14 protein-coding genes are annotated in these 15,302 nt (G+C 50.9%); 10 read left to right on the forward strand and 4 right to left on the reverse strand.

The genetic code is table 11. The features are described from left to right. Positions 1-83 precede the first annotated feature (83 nt). Complete coding sequence (locus EDM55_RS18000; protein WP_259676094.1) at positions 84-662, forward strand: TetR/AcrR family transcriptional regulator; 579 nt, start codon at positions 84-86, stop codon at positions 660-662. A gap of 94 nt (positions 663-756) precedes the next feature. Here the strand turns inward: EDM55_RS18000 and EDM55_RS18005 are convergent, their stop codons facing one another. From EDM55_RS18005 to EDM55_RS18020, 4 genes are all read right to left on the reverse strand, one after another. After that, complete coding sequence (locus tag EDM55_RS18005; RefSeq protein ID WP_092271821.1) at positions 757-1,698, reverse strand: iron-hydroxamate ABC transporter substrate-binding protein; 942 nt, start codon at positions 1,696-1,698, stop codon at positions 757-759. Between the two features lie 24 nt (positions 1,699-1,722). Further along, positions 1,723-2,703: a FecCD family ABC transporter permease gene (locus tag EDM55_RS18010; protein ID WP_246070853.1), complete on the reverse strand. Its 981-nt coding sequence runs from the start codon at positions 2,701-2,703 to the stop codon at positions 1,723-1,725. Between the two features lie 36 nt (positions 2,704-2,739). Continuing rightward, positions 2,740-3,735 carry a FecCD family ABC transporter permease gene (locus EDM55_RS18015; RefSeq protein WP_122960964.1) on the reverse strand — a complete coding sequence of 332 codons (996 nt, stop codon included), beginning with the start codon at positions 3,733-3,735 and terminating at the stop codon, positions 2,740-2,742. Between the two features lie 137 nt (positions 3,736-3,872). Continuing rightward, a complete protein-coding gene (locus EDM55_RS18020; RefSeq protein WP_122960965.1) occupies positions 3,873-5,537 on the reverse strand; it encodes an AraC family transcriptional regulator in 1,665 nt (554 codons plus the stop codon). Between the two features lie 175 nt (positions 5,538-5,712). Here EDM55_RS18020 and EDM55_RS18025 point away from each other — a divergent pair, with 175 nt between their 5' ends. The 9 genes from EDM55_RS18025 (at position 5,713) to EDM55_RS18065 (ending at position 15,282) form a co-directional block, all read left to right on the forward strand. Next, positions 5,713-6,213, forward strand: coding sequence for a DinB family protein (locus EDM55_RS18025; RefSeq protein WP_122960966.1), 501 nt, complete (start codon positions 5,713-5,715; stop codon positions 6,211-6,213). Between the two features lie 85 nt (positions 6,214-6,298). Next, positions 6,299-7,357 (forward strand): ABC transporter substrate-binding protein, encoded by a 1,059-nt coding sequence (locus tag EDM55_RS18030; RefSeq protein WP_122960967.1) that lies wholly within the window; start codon positions 6,299-6,301, stop codon positions 7,355-7,357. Between the two features lie 5 nt (positions 7,358-7,362). Next, positions 7,363-8,136 carry an ABC transporter ATP-binding protein gene (locus EDM55_RS18035; protein ID WP_092271838.1) on the forward strand — a complete coding sequence of 258 codons (774 nt, stop codon included), beginning with the start codon at positions 7,363-7,365 and terminating at the stop codon, positions 8,134-8,136. Between the two features lies 1 nt (position 8,137). Continuing rightward, positions 8,138-8,932: an ABC transporter permease gene (locus EDM55_RS18040; RefSeq protein WP_259676095.1), complete on the forward strand. Its 795-nt coding sequence runs from the start codon at positions 8,138-8,140 to the stop codon at positions 8,930-8,932. Between the two features lie 182 nt (positions 8,933-9,114). Next, positions 9,115-10,011, forward strand: a complete 897-nt coding sequence (locus EDM55_RS18045) for a LysR family transcriptional regulator (protein ID WP_122960968.1) — start codon at positions 9,115-9,117, stop codon at positions 10,009-10,011. Between the two features lie 290 nt (positions 10,012-10,301). Continuing rightward, a complete protein-coding gene (locus EDM55_RS18050) occupies positions 10,302-10,826 on the forward strand; it encodes a hypothetical protein (RefSeq protein WP_122960969.1) in 525 nt (174 codons plus the stop codon). A gap of 43 nt (positions 10,827-10,869) precedes the next feature. Next, entirely contained in the window at positions 10,870-12,531 is a 1,662-nt protein-coding gene (locus tag EDM55_RS18055; RefSeq protein ID WP_122960970.1) for an ABC transporter substrate-binding protein, read from the forward strand. Positions 12,532-12,550: 19 nt separating this feature from the next. Next, positions 12,551-13,591, forward strand: a complete 1,041-nt coding sequence (locus EDM55_RS18060; RefSeq protein WP_122960971.1) for an ABC transporter permease — start codon at positions 12,551-12,553, stop codon at positions 13,589-13,591. After that, positions 13,588-15,282, forward strand: a complete 1,695-nt coding sequence (locus tag EDM55_RS18065) for a dipeptide/oligopeptide/nickel ABC transporter permease/ATP-binding protein (protein ID WP_122960972.1) — start codon at positions 13,588-13,590, stop codon at positions 15,280-15,282. The genes EDM55_RS18060 and EDM55_RS18065 overlap by 4 nt, the downstream gene beginning before the upstream one ends. Positions 15,283-15,302: the final 20 nt, after the last annotated feature.

The raw sequence follows: 15,302 nt of genomic DNA on the forward strand, positions 1-15,302 counted from the left end.
GGCTAAGCCAAGTTTTCTAGTGTACACTGGTCATATTCGAATGTCAGAACCGTGCATCGGAAAAGTGGGTAAAGAGGGCGTTGATGATGGCCAAACAAAAAATGAACATCAATGAGCTGTATGCGGTGACAGGGAAAATTCTGGTCGAAAAGGGCTATGCAGGCTTTCATTTCAAACTGGTATCCGATCAACTCAACGTGAGTCGAAGCACCATTTACGAATATTTTTCCAACAAGGACGAGCTGATCGCTTCCTTGATGGTTCATCTTATGGATACGATCATGGCGGAATACGATGGACTGGACCGCATTTCTGAGCCTCTAGAAAAGCTGAGAAGGATCTTCGATTCGTTTATGAAATACGCACATCTTCATCAGATCTTGCTGTTTGCACCATTCGTGAACGGCGAGTCTTCCCCGAGCGTCAAAAAAGATCTCGTCACCTTGCGACAGCAGCACCATACGTTGACCCGTGTGCTGACAGAGGTGATCGACGCTTGCAAAGAAGCGGGTTCGATCCGCCAAGATATTCCGAGCAGTCTGGTGGCAAGCTTGCTTTTTCAATCGATCCAGATTCCGAAGAACAAGACCATTGAGGATGCCGAATGGAGTGAGATGATTTTCCGGGTCTTACTCGAGGGATACGGTACAAGGGATAGATAAGGTGTTGCATTTTAAAAGCTGGTACTAGTCTCGAATCTAAAAAAGCCTTGCCCTCACACAGCACGTGAGAGGCAAGGCTTTTCCTATAGGGGGATTATTTTTTAAAGAAAGCTTCCGCTTCATCCATCGCCATCTTGTTTCCAATCGCTGAGTAATCCAGCCAAGGCTGTGCGCCAATGATGTAGATCTGATTCTTTTTCACGGCTGTCAGGCCTTGCCAGAGTGGATTGGCCTGCAGCTGATCGTACACCTTTTTGGCTTCGTCACCAGCGTTGACTACCACGAAAATCGCATCTGCATCAAAGTCTGGCAAGACTTCCTGAGAAATGACCGCGTAGGCTTTGTCGATTTTTTCTACGCCATTGGCAGGCTGCAAGCCGAGATCTTCAAACAGGATCGGTCCCATCGGGCGCTTCATGCCAAAAACGCGCAGCTCCTTGGCGGTTACACGGATGGCCATGACCTTTGCTCCGTCGCCGAGCTTGTCGTGAATGAGTCCTTTTACGCGCTTGGTCTGCTCTTCGTAGTCGGCAATGAACGTCTCCGCCTCTGCTTCGCGTTTAACGAGCGCCCCGGTCTTCTTCAGCGTATCTCTCCATGTCCCCTCATCTAGGTTGAAAACATGGGTTGGAGCGATCTTTTCAAATTTGGCTACGTCTTTTCCAGAGTAAGCTTCATCCAGGTAAATGACGTCAGGTTTTAAGGCGAGCACGGCTTCCATGTCGGGATCGGTCACGACTCCAAGCGGCTTTGTATCCTTGAGGCGGTCAGCTACGTGAGGCAAAAAGGCTTTGACGTCTCCGCCGATGACAGAACCAACAGGTGTAATGCCCAATGCCAGCAGGTTGTTGGTCAAGTGAATGGACATCGAAGCGATTTTTTGGTCAGCTCCTGATTTTGGGGTTTTCGTTGTAGCTGGTGCACTGGCAGCGGGAGCATTTTGTGCAGGTGCACTTTGCTGGGGAGCAGATTGGCCGCAAGCGGCTACGGTGAGCAGGGACAGAATGCTCATGGCGGTAATCATCAATTTTTTCATCGTTTATCCTCTACCTATCCAAAATTATTTTGTTTTTGCCAACAAATATAGAAAATACGGGGCGCCGACAGCTGCGACGACGACGCCGGCAGGAATCGCATTGGGCTGGAAGATTGAGCGTCCGATCGTGTCTGCTGCCACAAGAATAACCACACCGATCATCCCGGCAATCGGAAGCATGTACTGGTGCAGGGGTCCAACCAGTCTACGCGCGAGATGAGGGGCGGCAAGTCCGATAAAGCCAACGCCGCCTGCCATCGAGACGCTTACGCTCGCGAGCGCTACGGCAGTACCCATCAACAAAAAACGTTTACGCTGTACAGGTGCCCCGATGCCGGTCGCCACTTCATCGCCGAGCATCAATGCGTCCAAAACCTTGGATTGGAGCCATGTATAAGGGACGAGAAGGACAATCCACGGCAAAAGGGCGAGGACGTTTGCCCATTCTCTTCCCCAGACATTACCGGCAAGCCATCTGGCGGCAAAAGCGTACGTTCCTTCGTCCAACCGCAGCGAGAGGAACAAAGTAATGGCGCTGAAACCGGCAGCGAGCGCAATCCCGACGAGAATCAGACGGATGGGAAGCACCCCTTTATGGCGGTCGTACGCGAGCAGCACGATCAGCACAGCGACCAAGACGGCACCTGCGAACGTGAACAAGGGCAAGACGAGCGAAATCATCCCTTCCAGGGAACGGAAGAAGCTGACGAACACGACCAACCCAAAAGCGGCACCCGCATGAAGTCCCAGCACACCGGGATCGGCAAGCGAATTCCGATAGAGCCCCTGGAGGATGGCACCTGAAATACCGAGCCCCATCCCAGCCAATATCGTGATCACGATTCGCGGCAGACGATACTCGAACAACACCAGGGAATCGTCCTCACTGCCTAAACCCACCAGCGTCCGAAGCACCTCATAAGGGGAGAGACGGATCGAACCCGTATGCAGGCTGTACAAAATGACGCAAACGCAGATCAAAATCAGCCAGATCCCTACGTGCATGACTCGTTTTTTCCTAGCGATTTCTTGCTGGTTCATCTAGTAGCTCCCCCTTTCCCGACGCGCGAGATAGAGGAAAAAGGGAACGCCGACCATCGCTACCATGACACTGATGGCAAGCTCCTTCGGTGGATTGACCATCCGTGCACCCAGATCAGCGAGTACAAGCAGGACGGCCCCCATGACTGCGGAGAGTGGAACGATCAAACGGTAATCCACACCCACCAGCTTGCGTGCCATATGAGGGATGACGAGTCCGACAAAGCCGATGGACCCGACTGCCGATACGGAGACACCCGCCAGAATTACTGACACGATGATGGCGATGACTTGTACCCGCTTGGTCTTGATGCCCAGATTGCTCGCAACATCGTTTCCCAGGGCCATGGCAGAAATCGAGCGCCCTAGAAGCGGAGTCCACAGAAGCGTCAAGAGGACCACGGGAGTTAACCACTTCAGATGCATCCACTTGATCCCTGCCAGCCCACCTGCATACCAGAAGGCCAGGTCCTGACTCAGCTCAAAATAGATCGCGATCCCTGAGCTGAGCGAGTGGAGCAGGGCGGCTACGACGGAACCCGCGACGGTCAGGCGCAAAGGGGTCAGTCCGCCCGGTGTGGACGACCCGAGCAAAAAGATAAACACCGTGCCCATCACAGCGCCAAGAAACGAGACAACCATCAGCCAGGAGTAGGGCAGGTTGGGAAAAAAGGCAAAGCTGAGTGCTACGACAAAAGTCGCTCCTGCATTGACGCCCAAAATGCCTGCGTCTGCGAGAGGATTGCGGGTCACACCTTGCATCAGTGCTCCAGCCACTGCGAATGCGGCACCGATCAGGGCAGCACCAAGCACACGAGGCAGACGCAGCTCGTGAATGATTTGGTGGCTGGTGTCAGACGGATCGTAGTTGATCAGCGTGGTCCATACGGTCGAGAGCGTAATCTCTTTCGCGCCGTAAGAGATGGCCAGAAACATGGACATCAGCAGAGCGGCGACGGTGAGTAGGAATACGGTGGAAAAGACAGTTCCTTTCATATGCGCGGTCCTTGTGGATTAGAATGATAATCATTATCTCTTTGAACTATTGTAAAAACCAAGACGGCGGTCGTACATGTCATAAATGAAGATTTTTCTCCTTGGACTTTTCTAAACGTTTCGGCAGGATGGCATACTTATAGACTGACATTGTTAGTCGGGGACGTGAGGAGATCGACGGCCATTTCTAATTGGCGCTCCAGTGAGTAGGGAGCGTAAACCTTCCATTGATCCCATTCGAGAAAGCAATAGCGATTGGCGATGACAGCAGGATGACGCTGCCAGGCTGCATTCGATTGCAAAAGCTTCCATTGCTTTTCCGCTTCCTCACGCGATGGTACGACCATGAACAAATAGTCCGATTCGTACTGATCCAGCTCATCGATCGAGATGGCAACCCATGTGAGCATCTTTCCGTTGTTATGCTTCTGCATCTCTGCTTGCATTCGCGCAGGGGGCAGCATTTGCAGGGAACGGTAAAACACATGTCCGATATTGCGTGCTCCGTACATTCGCCAGCCCGTTTCCCGCAGGACGCAAATGGCAACGGTACGCTTGTCGCCGATGTGGTCGGCCACGAGCTGATGCGCTTTCTCGGCCTTTTTCTCGTACTGGTCGATCCATTCCTGAGCAGCTTCCTGCTTGTTCACGATGCCGGCGATCATCTGCAAGTGGCCAAAAACATCCATGGTGGTCCACGGTATGGTAACAATGGGAGCGATGTCACCAAGGTTTTCGCGCGCTTTCACAGAGACGTTATCCTTGCACAAAATCAGGTCCGGGTCCAGCTTTAAAAACGCTTGCCTGCTGATCTCCCAAGGGTCTGACGCATGAAAGGGAAGCATCAAGCTTTTGACGGCGGCGGGAAAGTATTTGTGCGTTTGAGCGGCACAAGGAACGACTCCCAGGGTCAGCAGATGCTCCGTATAGGGGAACGAGAGCGAAATCATCTTGGCATGAAGCTGCTTGGAGTAGGTAGTGGGCGCATAGCCACTGGAGGTTTTAAAACGGCGACTGAAATAGAATTCATCGATATAGCCGACTTCGCGTGCAACATCTTTGACCTTTTTATCAGAGACGAGCAGCATTTCCTTTGCTTTGTTCATTCGTAGATTCGTGAGGAATTCATAGGGAGTCTTGTTCATTTTCTGCTTGAACAAATGCGAATAGTAAGCAGGATGCATCCCTGCCAGCTCTCCCAGCTTTTCTACGGTGATGTCGCGGTCGAAATGCTCCTGCATGTATTGTACGGTGAGTGGCAGCCATTGCTCTGGCGCGTCGGAAAGCGGTGCAGCTGGCAGGTCCTCATCAGGATTCTCTAGCAAAATCAATTCAAGCAGCTCGTACAATTGATCCAGCTGATACAACGACTGGCTTCTTTTCGAGGGAGCCGATTGGCCGGAAAATTGACGGAGCAGGTACTGTACCCGGGGACCGGTCTTTTCAATCACTCCATGTAGAGGAAAGGAAAGCTCACGTTCGTAAACTCTGCGATGATCCTCGGAAACAGAGAGCCGATAGAGGTCAAAGGAAAGAGCGTGCATTTCGATCCCGTGGGAAGAGGAATGCGTGAATTCAAAGCCGATCTGTGGAGGAAGCAACAGCAACGATTTGCGGGCAAATTTGGAGGAGGAGCCGTCGATGACCACCTCTCCCTTTCCTTTTGTACAGTACAGGAGAGTATGGCTCTGGACGATGTCATCGCAGCGTGGGCATTCGGGTGAGTAAGTGCGTTTGCCCGATTCTTTGATTTCTACGATCGTGTTCTGCAAGAATGGATGAATCTGTTGCTGCTGTGCCATATTGGATTTCCTTTCTTACCGGATTCCGTATTCTTAAAACCATATTATTGATAATCATTATCAATGTCAACGCCAACGCTCTAAGGGTCTTCTGAAGCATTCGTGATTGCTAGAAAGTAATGGTAAGATGAATAGAAATTTCACATGAATAAACATAGAGAGAAGGGGAACGAACATGCATTTGTTTTACAAGCAAACCTTGCAGCTGCTCGATACGGAGCTGGATCGGATCCATATAGCGCTGGATCGGCTTTCTCATGAGCAGATCTGGAAAAAGGGAAGGGAGAGCACCAACAGCATCGGAAATTTGTGTCTGCATTTGGCGGGAAACGAATATCAGAACGTAGTGAGCGCCATCGGGAGCAAGCCCTTTGTTCGTGAGCGCTCTGCGGAATTTTTGGCTATGGGGAGCTATACATCGGCACAGCTGCGCGAGCGCCTTTTTGACGTACGTGCACAGTCGCGCCAGGTGATCGAGAAATTAACGGAGGAGGACTTCCATAGAGAAGTCACGATTGCTTATCCGCCAGGGGCAGGGATCGCCTCCTATCAGAAGACAATTATGGAACTTCTTTACCATACAACTTCCCACTATTCCTATCACACAGGTCAGATTGTATACATGACGAGGATATTACAGGAAGGAGACGAGCATTTATTGCGATGGAAACATTGATCTATACACTTTTTTATGTTACTTTGTCGAAATATAATTGAAATTAGATAGGAACAACTACAAACAAAATGGAGGGTAATGTACTGTGAAAAAGTCAGCAAGAATACTGCTAGGTGCAGCATTGGCACTGTCCTTGACAATCGTGGGCTGTGGTAAGTCGGAAGGGGATCAAGCAACAGGGCAGCAGGCAGGGCAAGCAGCTGAAGCTGTAAAGGTTGATATTGGGATGTTGAAGCTGACCAGCTCGGCGCCGCTTTTTATCGGGATTGAAAAAGGCTTCTTTAAAGAAGAGAACATCGATGCGCAAGCGAAATGGTTTGAGGCTGCTCAGCCGATCGCAGTGGCAACGGCTGCAGGCAGCGTGGATGTAGGCGCAACAGGAATTACAGCCAGCCTTTACAACATGGTTGCAGGCGGACAGAAGCTGCTCATCGTTGCAGATAAAGGAAGAGAGCAGAAGGGCTACTCATCCTCGGCTTTGTTGTTCCCTAGCGATTCACCTCTTAAAAGCATTGAAGAGCTAAAGGGCAAAAAGATCGGAATCACCCAAACAGGTTCTACCTACCACTACATGGCTGGAAGACTGTTGGAAAATCACGGTTTAACCTTAAGCGATGTACAGCTCGTACCACTGAACAGCATCAAAGGTCTGATGGAAGCGCTGAAAAGCAAACAAGTCGACGCGATTTTGCTGAACGAACCAAATATCTCTACGGTAGTAGAAGAAGGCTACGGAAAAGTCATCGCACAAGTAGGCGACGAGATGGACTACCAGACTTCCGGTATTTTCTTCTCTCCGAAGCTGGCTGAAAACAAGGATGCAGCTGAGCGCTTCCTGAAAGCCTACGCAAAAGCAACTCGTTACTACTACGACGCTGTTTTGACTCAAAAGGACGGAAAAATCGTACCAGGTGCCAACTACGATGAGGTAGTCGGTATTATCGCGAAGTACACCGACCAAGAGCCGGACATGATCAAAAAAGGTCTGCCTTACATCGACCGTGATGGAAAACTGCTGGAATCCGACATCAAGACACAGGTAGATTGGTATGCAAAAGAAAAGCTGATCGACAAAGCAATCGACACGACCGAGATCGTGAACACCCAATTGCTTGAAGAAGCTGTGCAGAAGCTAGGGAAGTGAATGCAATGAGGATCGTTGTTGAAAACGTCGATAAAACGTTTGTAGACTCGAAAAAAAGAGAAGTCACTGCCCTTACGAATATCAATTTTTCTATTGAAAAAGAAGAGTTCGTCGTTCTGGTCGGACCGAGCGGCTGTGGGAAGTCCACGCTGCTGAACATCGTAGGCGGTCTGATGTCGCCGACGAGCGGAACGGTATACTTCGAAGGAACCAATGGCAAGAAGCCGAGCCTGGGGATCGTATTTCAGGAAATCGCGTTGTTTCCTTGGCGAAGCGTTTATGAAAATGTAATCTTCGGGCTGGAGGAAGCGGGAGCCAGCAAGCAGGAGCAGCAGGAAAAAGGGAAGCAATACATCGAGATGGTCGGCCTGAGCGGTTTTGAAAATGCCTATCCGAAGCAGCTGTCCGGTGGGATGAGACAGCGTGCCGGGATTGCCCGTGCACTGGCGATTGAGCCTGACCTCTTGCTGATGGACGAGCCTTTTTCCGCGCTGGATGCGCAAACGCGTACGATCATGCAGGAAGAGCTCCTGACCATCTGGAATCGTACCAAGCTGAGCACGCTCTACGTGACGCATAACATTCAGGAAGCCGTTTATTTGGCGGATCGGGTCATTGTCCTGTCGAGACATCCGGGTCAGATCAAGAGCATCATTCAGATTGACATGCCGAAGATCGGGCGGGATCAAGAGCAGTACCGCGCGCAATTCGAGCAGTATGCCGATCAGATCTGGCAGCTCATTCGCCACGATGCCCAAGAAGCATCGAGGGAGGGGTAAAATGATGTCTGAACAACGTCAAATCATAACCAACCGTGTCGCCTTTTTGGAGACAAAAATCCCAAGCTACGCAGCCGTCCTAGGGATTGTCTGCCTGCTCGTAGTCTGGGAGATTATTTGTCGACTGGAAATCGTACCACCCCTGTTTTTGCCGGCACCTACTGCCATTTTGCTGGCAGGCTGGGATATGATCGCAAGTGGTGAGCTGTACAAAGACTTGATCGCAAGTCTTTACCGGATCGGGGTTGGCTATGCGATCGGTGCGGCTCTGGGTGTCCTCGTGGGGCTCATTCTCGGGTTCTCCCGCTGGACCGATGCGATTGCGTCGCCGATCGTTTATTCGATCTACCCGATTCCGAAAATCGCTTTGCTGCCGTTGATCATCCTGTGGATGGGGATCGGTGAAATGCCAAAGGTCGCGATTATCGCGCTGGGGGTCTTTTTCCCGGTAGTCATCAACACCTTTTCCGGCGTGAAGAACGTAGATCCGATGCTGATCAAGGCAGCTGTGACGTTTGGCTCCAATCATCTGAATGTCATTCGCAAGGTCATCCTGCCAGCCTCTCTGCCGATGATTTTTGCCGGTCTGAAGCTGTCTGCAGGTACGTCCCTGCTGCTCCTGGTGTCTGCCGAGATGGTAGCGGCGCAGGAAGGGATCGGTGCGATGGTTTTGCACTATGGAAACCTCATGATTACGACCAAGCTGATGGTAGGGGTATTGATTTTATCCTTGCTCGGCCTAACGTTTAATCGCGTTTTGCAATGGCTGGAGCGTAAGCTGATCCCCTGGAAATAGAAGAAAAGCAAGCAGAAAAGAGTGGTCCCCCGAAAGCAGGGGCCACTTTTTGTATGCGAAAGGGTAGAACATTTGAGCATGGACACCGAAGTCTTTATCAAGTAAAATTACAACTGATAACAATTATCATTTTCAGTAAAATATTACCTTCTTGCGGTCCTTTAGTGAGGTGGAATTTTGGGATGAACACATTGGAAAAAATGGAGACCTTCATCGTTCTTGCGGAGTGCAGCTCCTTTACGGAGGCAGCAAAGCGATTGTACTGCTCACAGCCGACCATCAGTCACCATATCCAGCAGCTGGAGCAGCAGTTTTCTTCGCAGCTTTTTTTCCGTTCGGGAAAGCAGGTCGAGCTGACGAAGCAGGGAGAGGTCTTGCTGCAGTACGCCAAGCAAATTACCAATCTGGTCGATGAAGCTTCTATTCAGCTAAAGAGGGTCTCGCAGCAGGAGCAGGTTTTGTCTGTCTATGTGAGCAACTACATTGCCGGGTATTACTTCTCCGATATTCTCAATCAATTTCATACCATTTCACCGCAAAGACCGCTGGAGATTAACTCGTATTGCTACAGTGATTTGATTCGTTGCTTTCAAGAGGGCAGGACGCAGTATGCGCTGATGCCCATCTACCCAGAGGATGACTACATCCGCAAAAATTTTGAGACCTCCGTCCTCTTTGAAGAAGAGCTGCTGCTCGTGCTTCCCGCTGATCATTCCTGCGCAAACCGCAGACTGCTGTACGCCCGGGATCTGCAAAACGAAACGGTGCTCCTGCCAAAGAGCGAGTATTTGCAGCAGTACGTGATGGAGCATCTGGAAAGCAGGCAGGTAAAGGCGCGTTTCCTGCAGATGAGCAACTTTGAAATGATCAAGCAGGCAGTGAAATCGCACCATGGGATCGCTTTTCTTCCGCATGGAGCGGTCAAAGAGGAAATCAGGCGGGGAGACCTGGTATACAAACCGATCTCTTCTATTCAAATCAAGAGACAGAACGGCTTCGTGTTCCGCAAAAATGCCAAGCTCACGCAGGAAGATCGTATTTTCTGCCAAAATGTGGAGCGTTATTTGCGTTCTGTATAGGACGTGTAAAGCCCCATTCAAGACCCTTCGACGTGGAGGGTCTTTTGCTTTTTGTAAGATATTAGGTGGTCAAAACCCTTGATATACCACGGTTCTGGAAGTATTTATGCTATTTAAAAATTGAATAGATAGATTCAAAAATATTATTTGAGCATGCAAACGCTCGTGTAAAAAGGATTTATTAGCCTTTGCTTATTTTGTGTGGGATTGATATTCATTATCAGTTAAATTAAGATGAATCTAGTTTTTGAGAGCACCGTTGCGTGTCAACTTCTAAGGGGGTTCCATTCATGTCTGTCATCTGCATTAGGGATCGGAAGGAAGTACTGGAAATCAGCTATTCCGATGTAAAAAAATATCACGGGAGCGTAGCGCTGATGGCGGTTGCCGTTGGGTATCGCACGCTGCAGGCAGCCTTCGCTGAGCTGTACGGGGAGGAAGTGCCAAATCGCAAGGACATCTCGATCATGTCTGGTCATGCTGGCCCAGGGTTTCGTGACGTCTTCGAGTTTGTGACTCGTGCATTGACCCGCGGCGTTTATACCGTGAACGTTGAGTATCCGGTAGCCCAGCACGATCCCTATCGTCCGCAATCCTATGCGTATGTCATCTCCACAGCGGATGGCAAAGCCGTAGAAGCTGCTTTGCGCCAAGATTTCCTGCCGTCCGCTTTCTACGAATATTTGAAAAAGGGCAGAGAAAACGCGATGACAGAACAGGACGAAGAAGATTTTGATCGACTGAAGCTGGAGCTGTCTGAACGTGCTTTGGCGTTATCTGTAGACGAGCTGTTGATTGTAAAGCGCATTTCTTAGGTTCCTAGAAAGAACATTACAAATAATTAGGGAGGTTATCGGTTTGTTTACTCGCAAGTCTTTTGGACTTATGCTTACTTATCTTTTACTGCTATCGATGTTTGTGCTGGGCTGCCAATCCAACCAGAGCCAACCGGCGCCAAGCCAGGATCAAGCACAAGGCGCTCAAGGCACAGCAGCAGAGCCTGCAGCCAAAACGGTTTCCGAATTGAAAATCGGTCTGCCAAGTGATGCAGGCCCAATCAACATCTACACAGGCAACATCGATTATTTGACTGAACTCGTTTTCGATAAATTGTTCTCGCCATCACCTTATGTCGATAAACCAGAGCCTTGGCTCGCTGAATCCGCCAAGCAGCTGGATGATGTGACCTGGGTGGTTAAAATCCGCGATGGAGTCAAATGGCACGATGGTACCCCTTTTACTGCGGAAGATGTGAAGTTTACGTACGAATACTACCGCGATGGACCGGCTAACCGCCACACCCACCACGTAAGCGAAGTGCCGCACATTGAGAAAATCGAGCTGGATGACCCATCTACCGTTCGTTTTACTTGCGCGTACGCTTGCCCGTCTTTGGAAAGAATCACGTTTGCTGACCTGCCAATCCTGCCGAAGCACATTTGGGAAAAGGTAGAAAACCCACGCAAATTTACGGACCTGCCAGTAGGTACTGGACCATACAAGCTCGTGGAGTACAAAGCAGATCAATACTACAAGTTTGAAGCGAACAAAGACTATTTCAAAGGCACTCCTTTGGTAGACACCCTGGTCATGCCTGTGATCAAGGACCCTACCGCGATCTTTAACGCGCTGCGCTCCGGCGAGATCGATATTTCTGCTAGACCGCTGCCGCCAGAGCTGGAAGCTTCCTTTACCAACGCACCAAACATGAAAGTAGCAGAAACTTCCCCACTTTCCATCATCGAGCTGAAACTGAATTATGACAAAGCGCCATTCAATACACCTGAGTTCCGTAACGCCATGTCTCTTGCAGTAGACCGCCAAACGATCTTGGATACAGTGATGCTCGGAAAAGGGAGAGCTGGTTTGAAAGGATATCCGCATCCTGACTCGCCATGGACCAACCCGAACCTGAGCACGCCATACGATGCAGAAAAGGCAAAATCGGTCATGGACGGCCTGAAATTCGTAGATGCCAATAATGACGGCGTGAGAGAAATGCCAGATGGCAAGCCGCTTGCTTTCTCGCTGAAGGTTCCTTCTACTGAGCCTTCCTGGATTCGTGCAGCGGAAATGCTGAAAGACCAATATGCCAAAGTAGGAGTCAAGGTAACCGTTGAGGTTCTGGATTCCGGAACGATGGCAACCGTAGGTCAAACTCGTGACTTTGATCTCGTAATCAGCAACATCGGTGCACACGGCGTAGCCGACCCGGATCAGTTCGTGATGTCTCACCGTTCTTCTTATCTGTGGAACAAAACCATTCCATATCCTGAAATGGATGCGCTGCAAAAGCAATGGATGGCAGAAACCAGCATAGACAAACGCAAGGAAATCGGCTTTGCCATGCAGGAATTGTTCAATAAGCAGCCGACCAGCGTCGCGCTGTTCTATCCAGAAGAAAAATTCGCATATCGCTCCGATCGTTACGATCAGTGGGTGGAATCAAAAGGCTACGGTGTCATCAATAAATACTCGCTGCTGCCGGATGGTGCGAAAAAAGCGAAAGCCGAACAGTAAAACAAAGGAGAGTCAATAAATGGACGGTTCATGGTTCTCCTCCACCTTCGGGAAAAAGCTAATTCAATATGTGCTTGTTTTGGCAGTTGCCCTGTCGATCAATTTTGCGCTCCCCAGACTGGCGCCGGGGGACCCACTGGAATTCTTTTTCGGGGAGTCCACGATTAACGAATTGACCCCGGAGCAGCGCCAGCGGGCCCTTCATGAGCTGGGTCTCGACCGATCCGTGTGGGAGCAATACGCAGATTTCATGACAGGAGTTTTCCACTTCGATCTGGGGAGCTCGATCAAATACGGAAAACCAGTGACAGAGGTGTTGGCGGACCGATTGCCGTGGACCGTTCTGTTGGTCGCCCCCTCGCTGATTATCAGTGCAGTGATCGGCATCGTAATCGGTGCCTACGCTGCCTGGAATCGCGGGAAGCGACGTGACTTGTTCTTTTTATCTGCAATGCTGACAGTAGAATCGATTCCGGGCTTTTGGATCGGCATGCTGCTCATCGCGATCTTCTCGGTCAATCTGGGGTGGCTGCCGTCCTTTGGTGCGGTGCCCCTCGCTTTTACCGGTGGTACCGCCGAATATGTGGGCGAGATCATTACCCATATGATCCTTCCGGTTATTACGATTACGCTTTCGACAGTGGGCGGGAACTTTTTGCTCACGCGCTCATCCATGCTGGAAACATTGGGCCAGGATTACGTATACATGGCGGAGTCCAAGGGTGCCAGCAAGCGGAGTTTGATTTTTAACCACGCTCTGCGCAATGCTTTGCTGCCGGTTTACACCCATATCACGATGAGTCTCGGCATTCTCGTGAGTGGTGCTGTGGTAGTAGAGTCGGTTTTCTCGTACCCCGGGATTGGTCGGCTGCTGTATGAGAGTGTGATCGCACGGGACTATCCGATGATGCAGGGCGTCTTTCTCATTATTACGTTAGGAGTGATTGCGGCCAATTTGCTCGCAGATGTGACGTACCCGTTGTTTGACCCACGTTCTCGTTCACGTGCGTGGTCGCGGGAGGTCAGTTCCAGCAAGCAAATAGGGGAGGAGACAGCATGATAAGCAAGGGTGCCAAATGGATTGGCTGGACAGGTGTCCTCATGCTGGTCATCGTGTTCCTGCTCGCTTTGATCGGACCGTATGTTGTGAGGCACGACGCAGAAAAACAGACAGGGATGCCTTTCCAACCGCCTGGAGCAGAGCATTGGCTAGGAACAAACGACATGGGGCAGGACATCATGGCAGAGCTGGTCGTCGGGGCCCGTACATCGCTTACGATCGGGATAGCCGCCGCGTTGCTCGCGACTCTGATCGGAACGGCGATTGGCCTTGTATCCGGTTACTCAGGTGGCTGGGTCGATTCACTCCTGATGCGAATCGTAGACATTTGTCTCACGTTGCCGTTTTTGCCTTTGATGATCGTGATCGGGGTTTACATGGGTCCGAGTCTGATTACGCAGGTGATGGTCATTACCCTCGTCATGTGGGCAGGAAAAGCGCGTAAGATTCGGGCGCAGACGCTGTCCCTGCGCAGTAGGGGAGCTGTCCTGGCTGCACAGTCGATGGGCGCCGGGCACTTCTACATTTTGTGGAAGCACATATTCCCGAGCATGCTGCCTCTCGTGATTCCGCAATTCGTGCAGGCTGTGAATGTCTCCATCATGATGGAATCGTCGCTCAGCTTTCTCGGTATGGGGGATCCCTTGTCCAAGAGCTGGGGAAGTATGCTGTTCTACGCCAACTCGCGCAGTGCATTTTTGACAGAAGCCTGGATGTGGTGGGTCATTCCACCGGGGCTGTGCATCGTGATTACGGTACTGGCCTTCTCCTTCATCGGCTATTGCTTGGAGGAGCGGGTAAATCCTCGCTTGCGTGCCTACCAGGCGGCTTCCCTGAAGGGTGCCAAGTCCGCCGTGAAAGCTGCCTTACCGGGCACGTCTACTGCTGATTTGCTTGCGGTAGAGAGCCTGTTTGTCCGTTATCCGAAAGAAAACAGCACCATGACTGCTGTGGATGACGTCAGCTTTGTGATCAAAAAAGGAGAGGTGCTGGGGCTGGTCGGGGAATCGGGAAGTGGAAAATCGACCGTCGCTGCGGCAGTTATGCAGCTGTTGAAGCCTCCTGCCATGGTAGAGCAGATGGGGATACATTTCGCAGACCGCGATCTGTCCCGTCTGTCTCCGGTGGAGATGAGGCAGATTCGCGGGAATCGGATTGCGCTCATTCCCCAAGCGGCGATGAATGCGCTCAACCCAGTCATGAGTGTACGCGAGCAGCTGGCTGAAGCCATCCTTTCCCATCGCAAGGCGGGCAAGCAAGAGATCCAGGAGAGAATCGATCAAGTGCTGATGCAGGTCGGTCTGACTCCGCGCTGGGGCGCTGCTTTTCCCCATGAATTGAGCGGAGGGATGCGTCAACGCGCCGTCATCGCCATGGCCCTGATCAACGAACCGGAACTGGTCATCGCGGATGAACCGACGACCGGCTTGGATGTAAAAGTACAGGTGGAAATCATTAAGCTGCTGAAAGATCTGCAGCAGCGCCTGAATTTGTCCATGATCTTCATTTCACATGACCTTCCTGTTGTTCTCAGCCTGGCAGATCGTGTCGTGATTATGAATCAGGGCAAGATTGTCGATCAGGGACAGACGCTCACGGTGGCACATCATTCGACGCACCCGTATACGAGACGTCTCATCGATTCGATTCCCCGGATTCGGACAGCTCGTCCCCTGCAAGAACAACGATAATCGGACGGAGGGCATGGACT

The organism is Brevibacillus centrosporus (genome assembly GCF_003710815.1).
In the GTDB taxonomy this organism is placed as follows: Bacteria; Bacillota; Bacilli; order Brevibacillales; family Brevibacillaceae; genus Brevibacillus; species Brevibacillus centrosporus.

Excerpts from the sequence above, each read along its gene's own strand:
- EDM55_RS18005 (WP_092271821.1), bottom strand. The coding sequence starts at position 1,698 with ATGAAAAAATTGATGATTACCGCCATGAGCATTCTGTCCCTGCTCACC.
- EDM55_RS18000 (WP_259676094.1), top strand. The coding sequence starts at position 84 with ATGATGGCCAAACAAAAAATGAACATCAATGAGCTGTATGCGGTGACA.
- EDM55_RS18045 (WP_122960968.1), top strand. The coding sequence starts at position 9,115 with ATGAACACATTGGAAAAAATGGAGACCTTCATCGTTCTTGCGGAGTGC.
- EDM55_RS18010 (WP_246070853.1), bottom strand. The coding sequence starts at position 2,703 with ATGCACGTAGGGATCTGGCTGATTTTGATCTGCGTTTGCGTCATTTTG.
- EDM55_RS18050 (WP_122960969.1), top strand. The coding sequence starts at position 10,302 with ATGTCTGTCATCTGCATTAGGGATCGGAAGGAAGTACTGGAAATCAGC.
- EDM55_RS18035 (WP_092271838.1), top strand. The coding sequence starts at position 7,363 with ATGAGGATCGTTGTTGAAAACGTCGATAAAACGTTTGTAGACTCGAAA.
- EDM55_RS18025 (WP_122960966.1), top strand. The coding sequence starts at position 5,713 with ATGCATTTGTTTTACAAGCAAACCTTGCAGCTGCTCGATACGGAGCTG.
- EDM55_RS18020 (WP_122960965.1), bottom strand. The coding sequence starts at position 5,537 with ATGGCACAGCAGCAACAGATTCATCCATTCTTGCAGAACACGATCGTA.
- EDM55_RS18015 (WP_122960964.1), bottom strand. The coding sequence starts at position 3,735 with ATGAAAGGAACTGTCTTTTCCACCGTATTCCTACTCACCGTCGCCGCT.
- EDM55_RS18040 (WP_259676095.1), top strand. The coding sequence starts at position 8,138 with ATGATGTCTGAACAACGTCAAATCATAACCAACCGTGTCGCCTTTTTG.
- EDM55_RS18065 (WP_122960972.1), top strand. The coding sequence starts at position 13,588 with ATGATAAGCAAGGGTGCCAAATGGATTGGCTGGACAGGTGTCCTCATG.
- EDM55_RS18060 (WP_122960971.1), top strand. The coding sequence starts at position 12,551 with ATGGACGGTTCATGGTTCTCCTCCACCTTCGGGAAAAAGCTAATTCAA.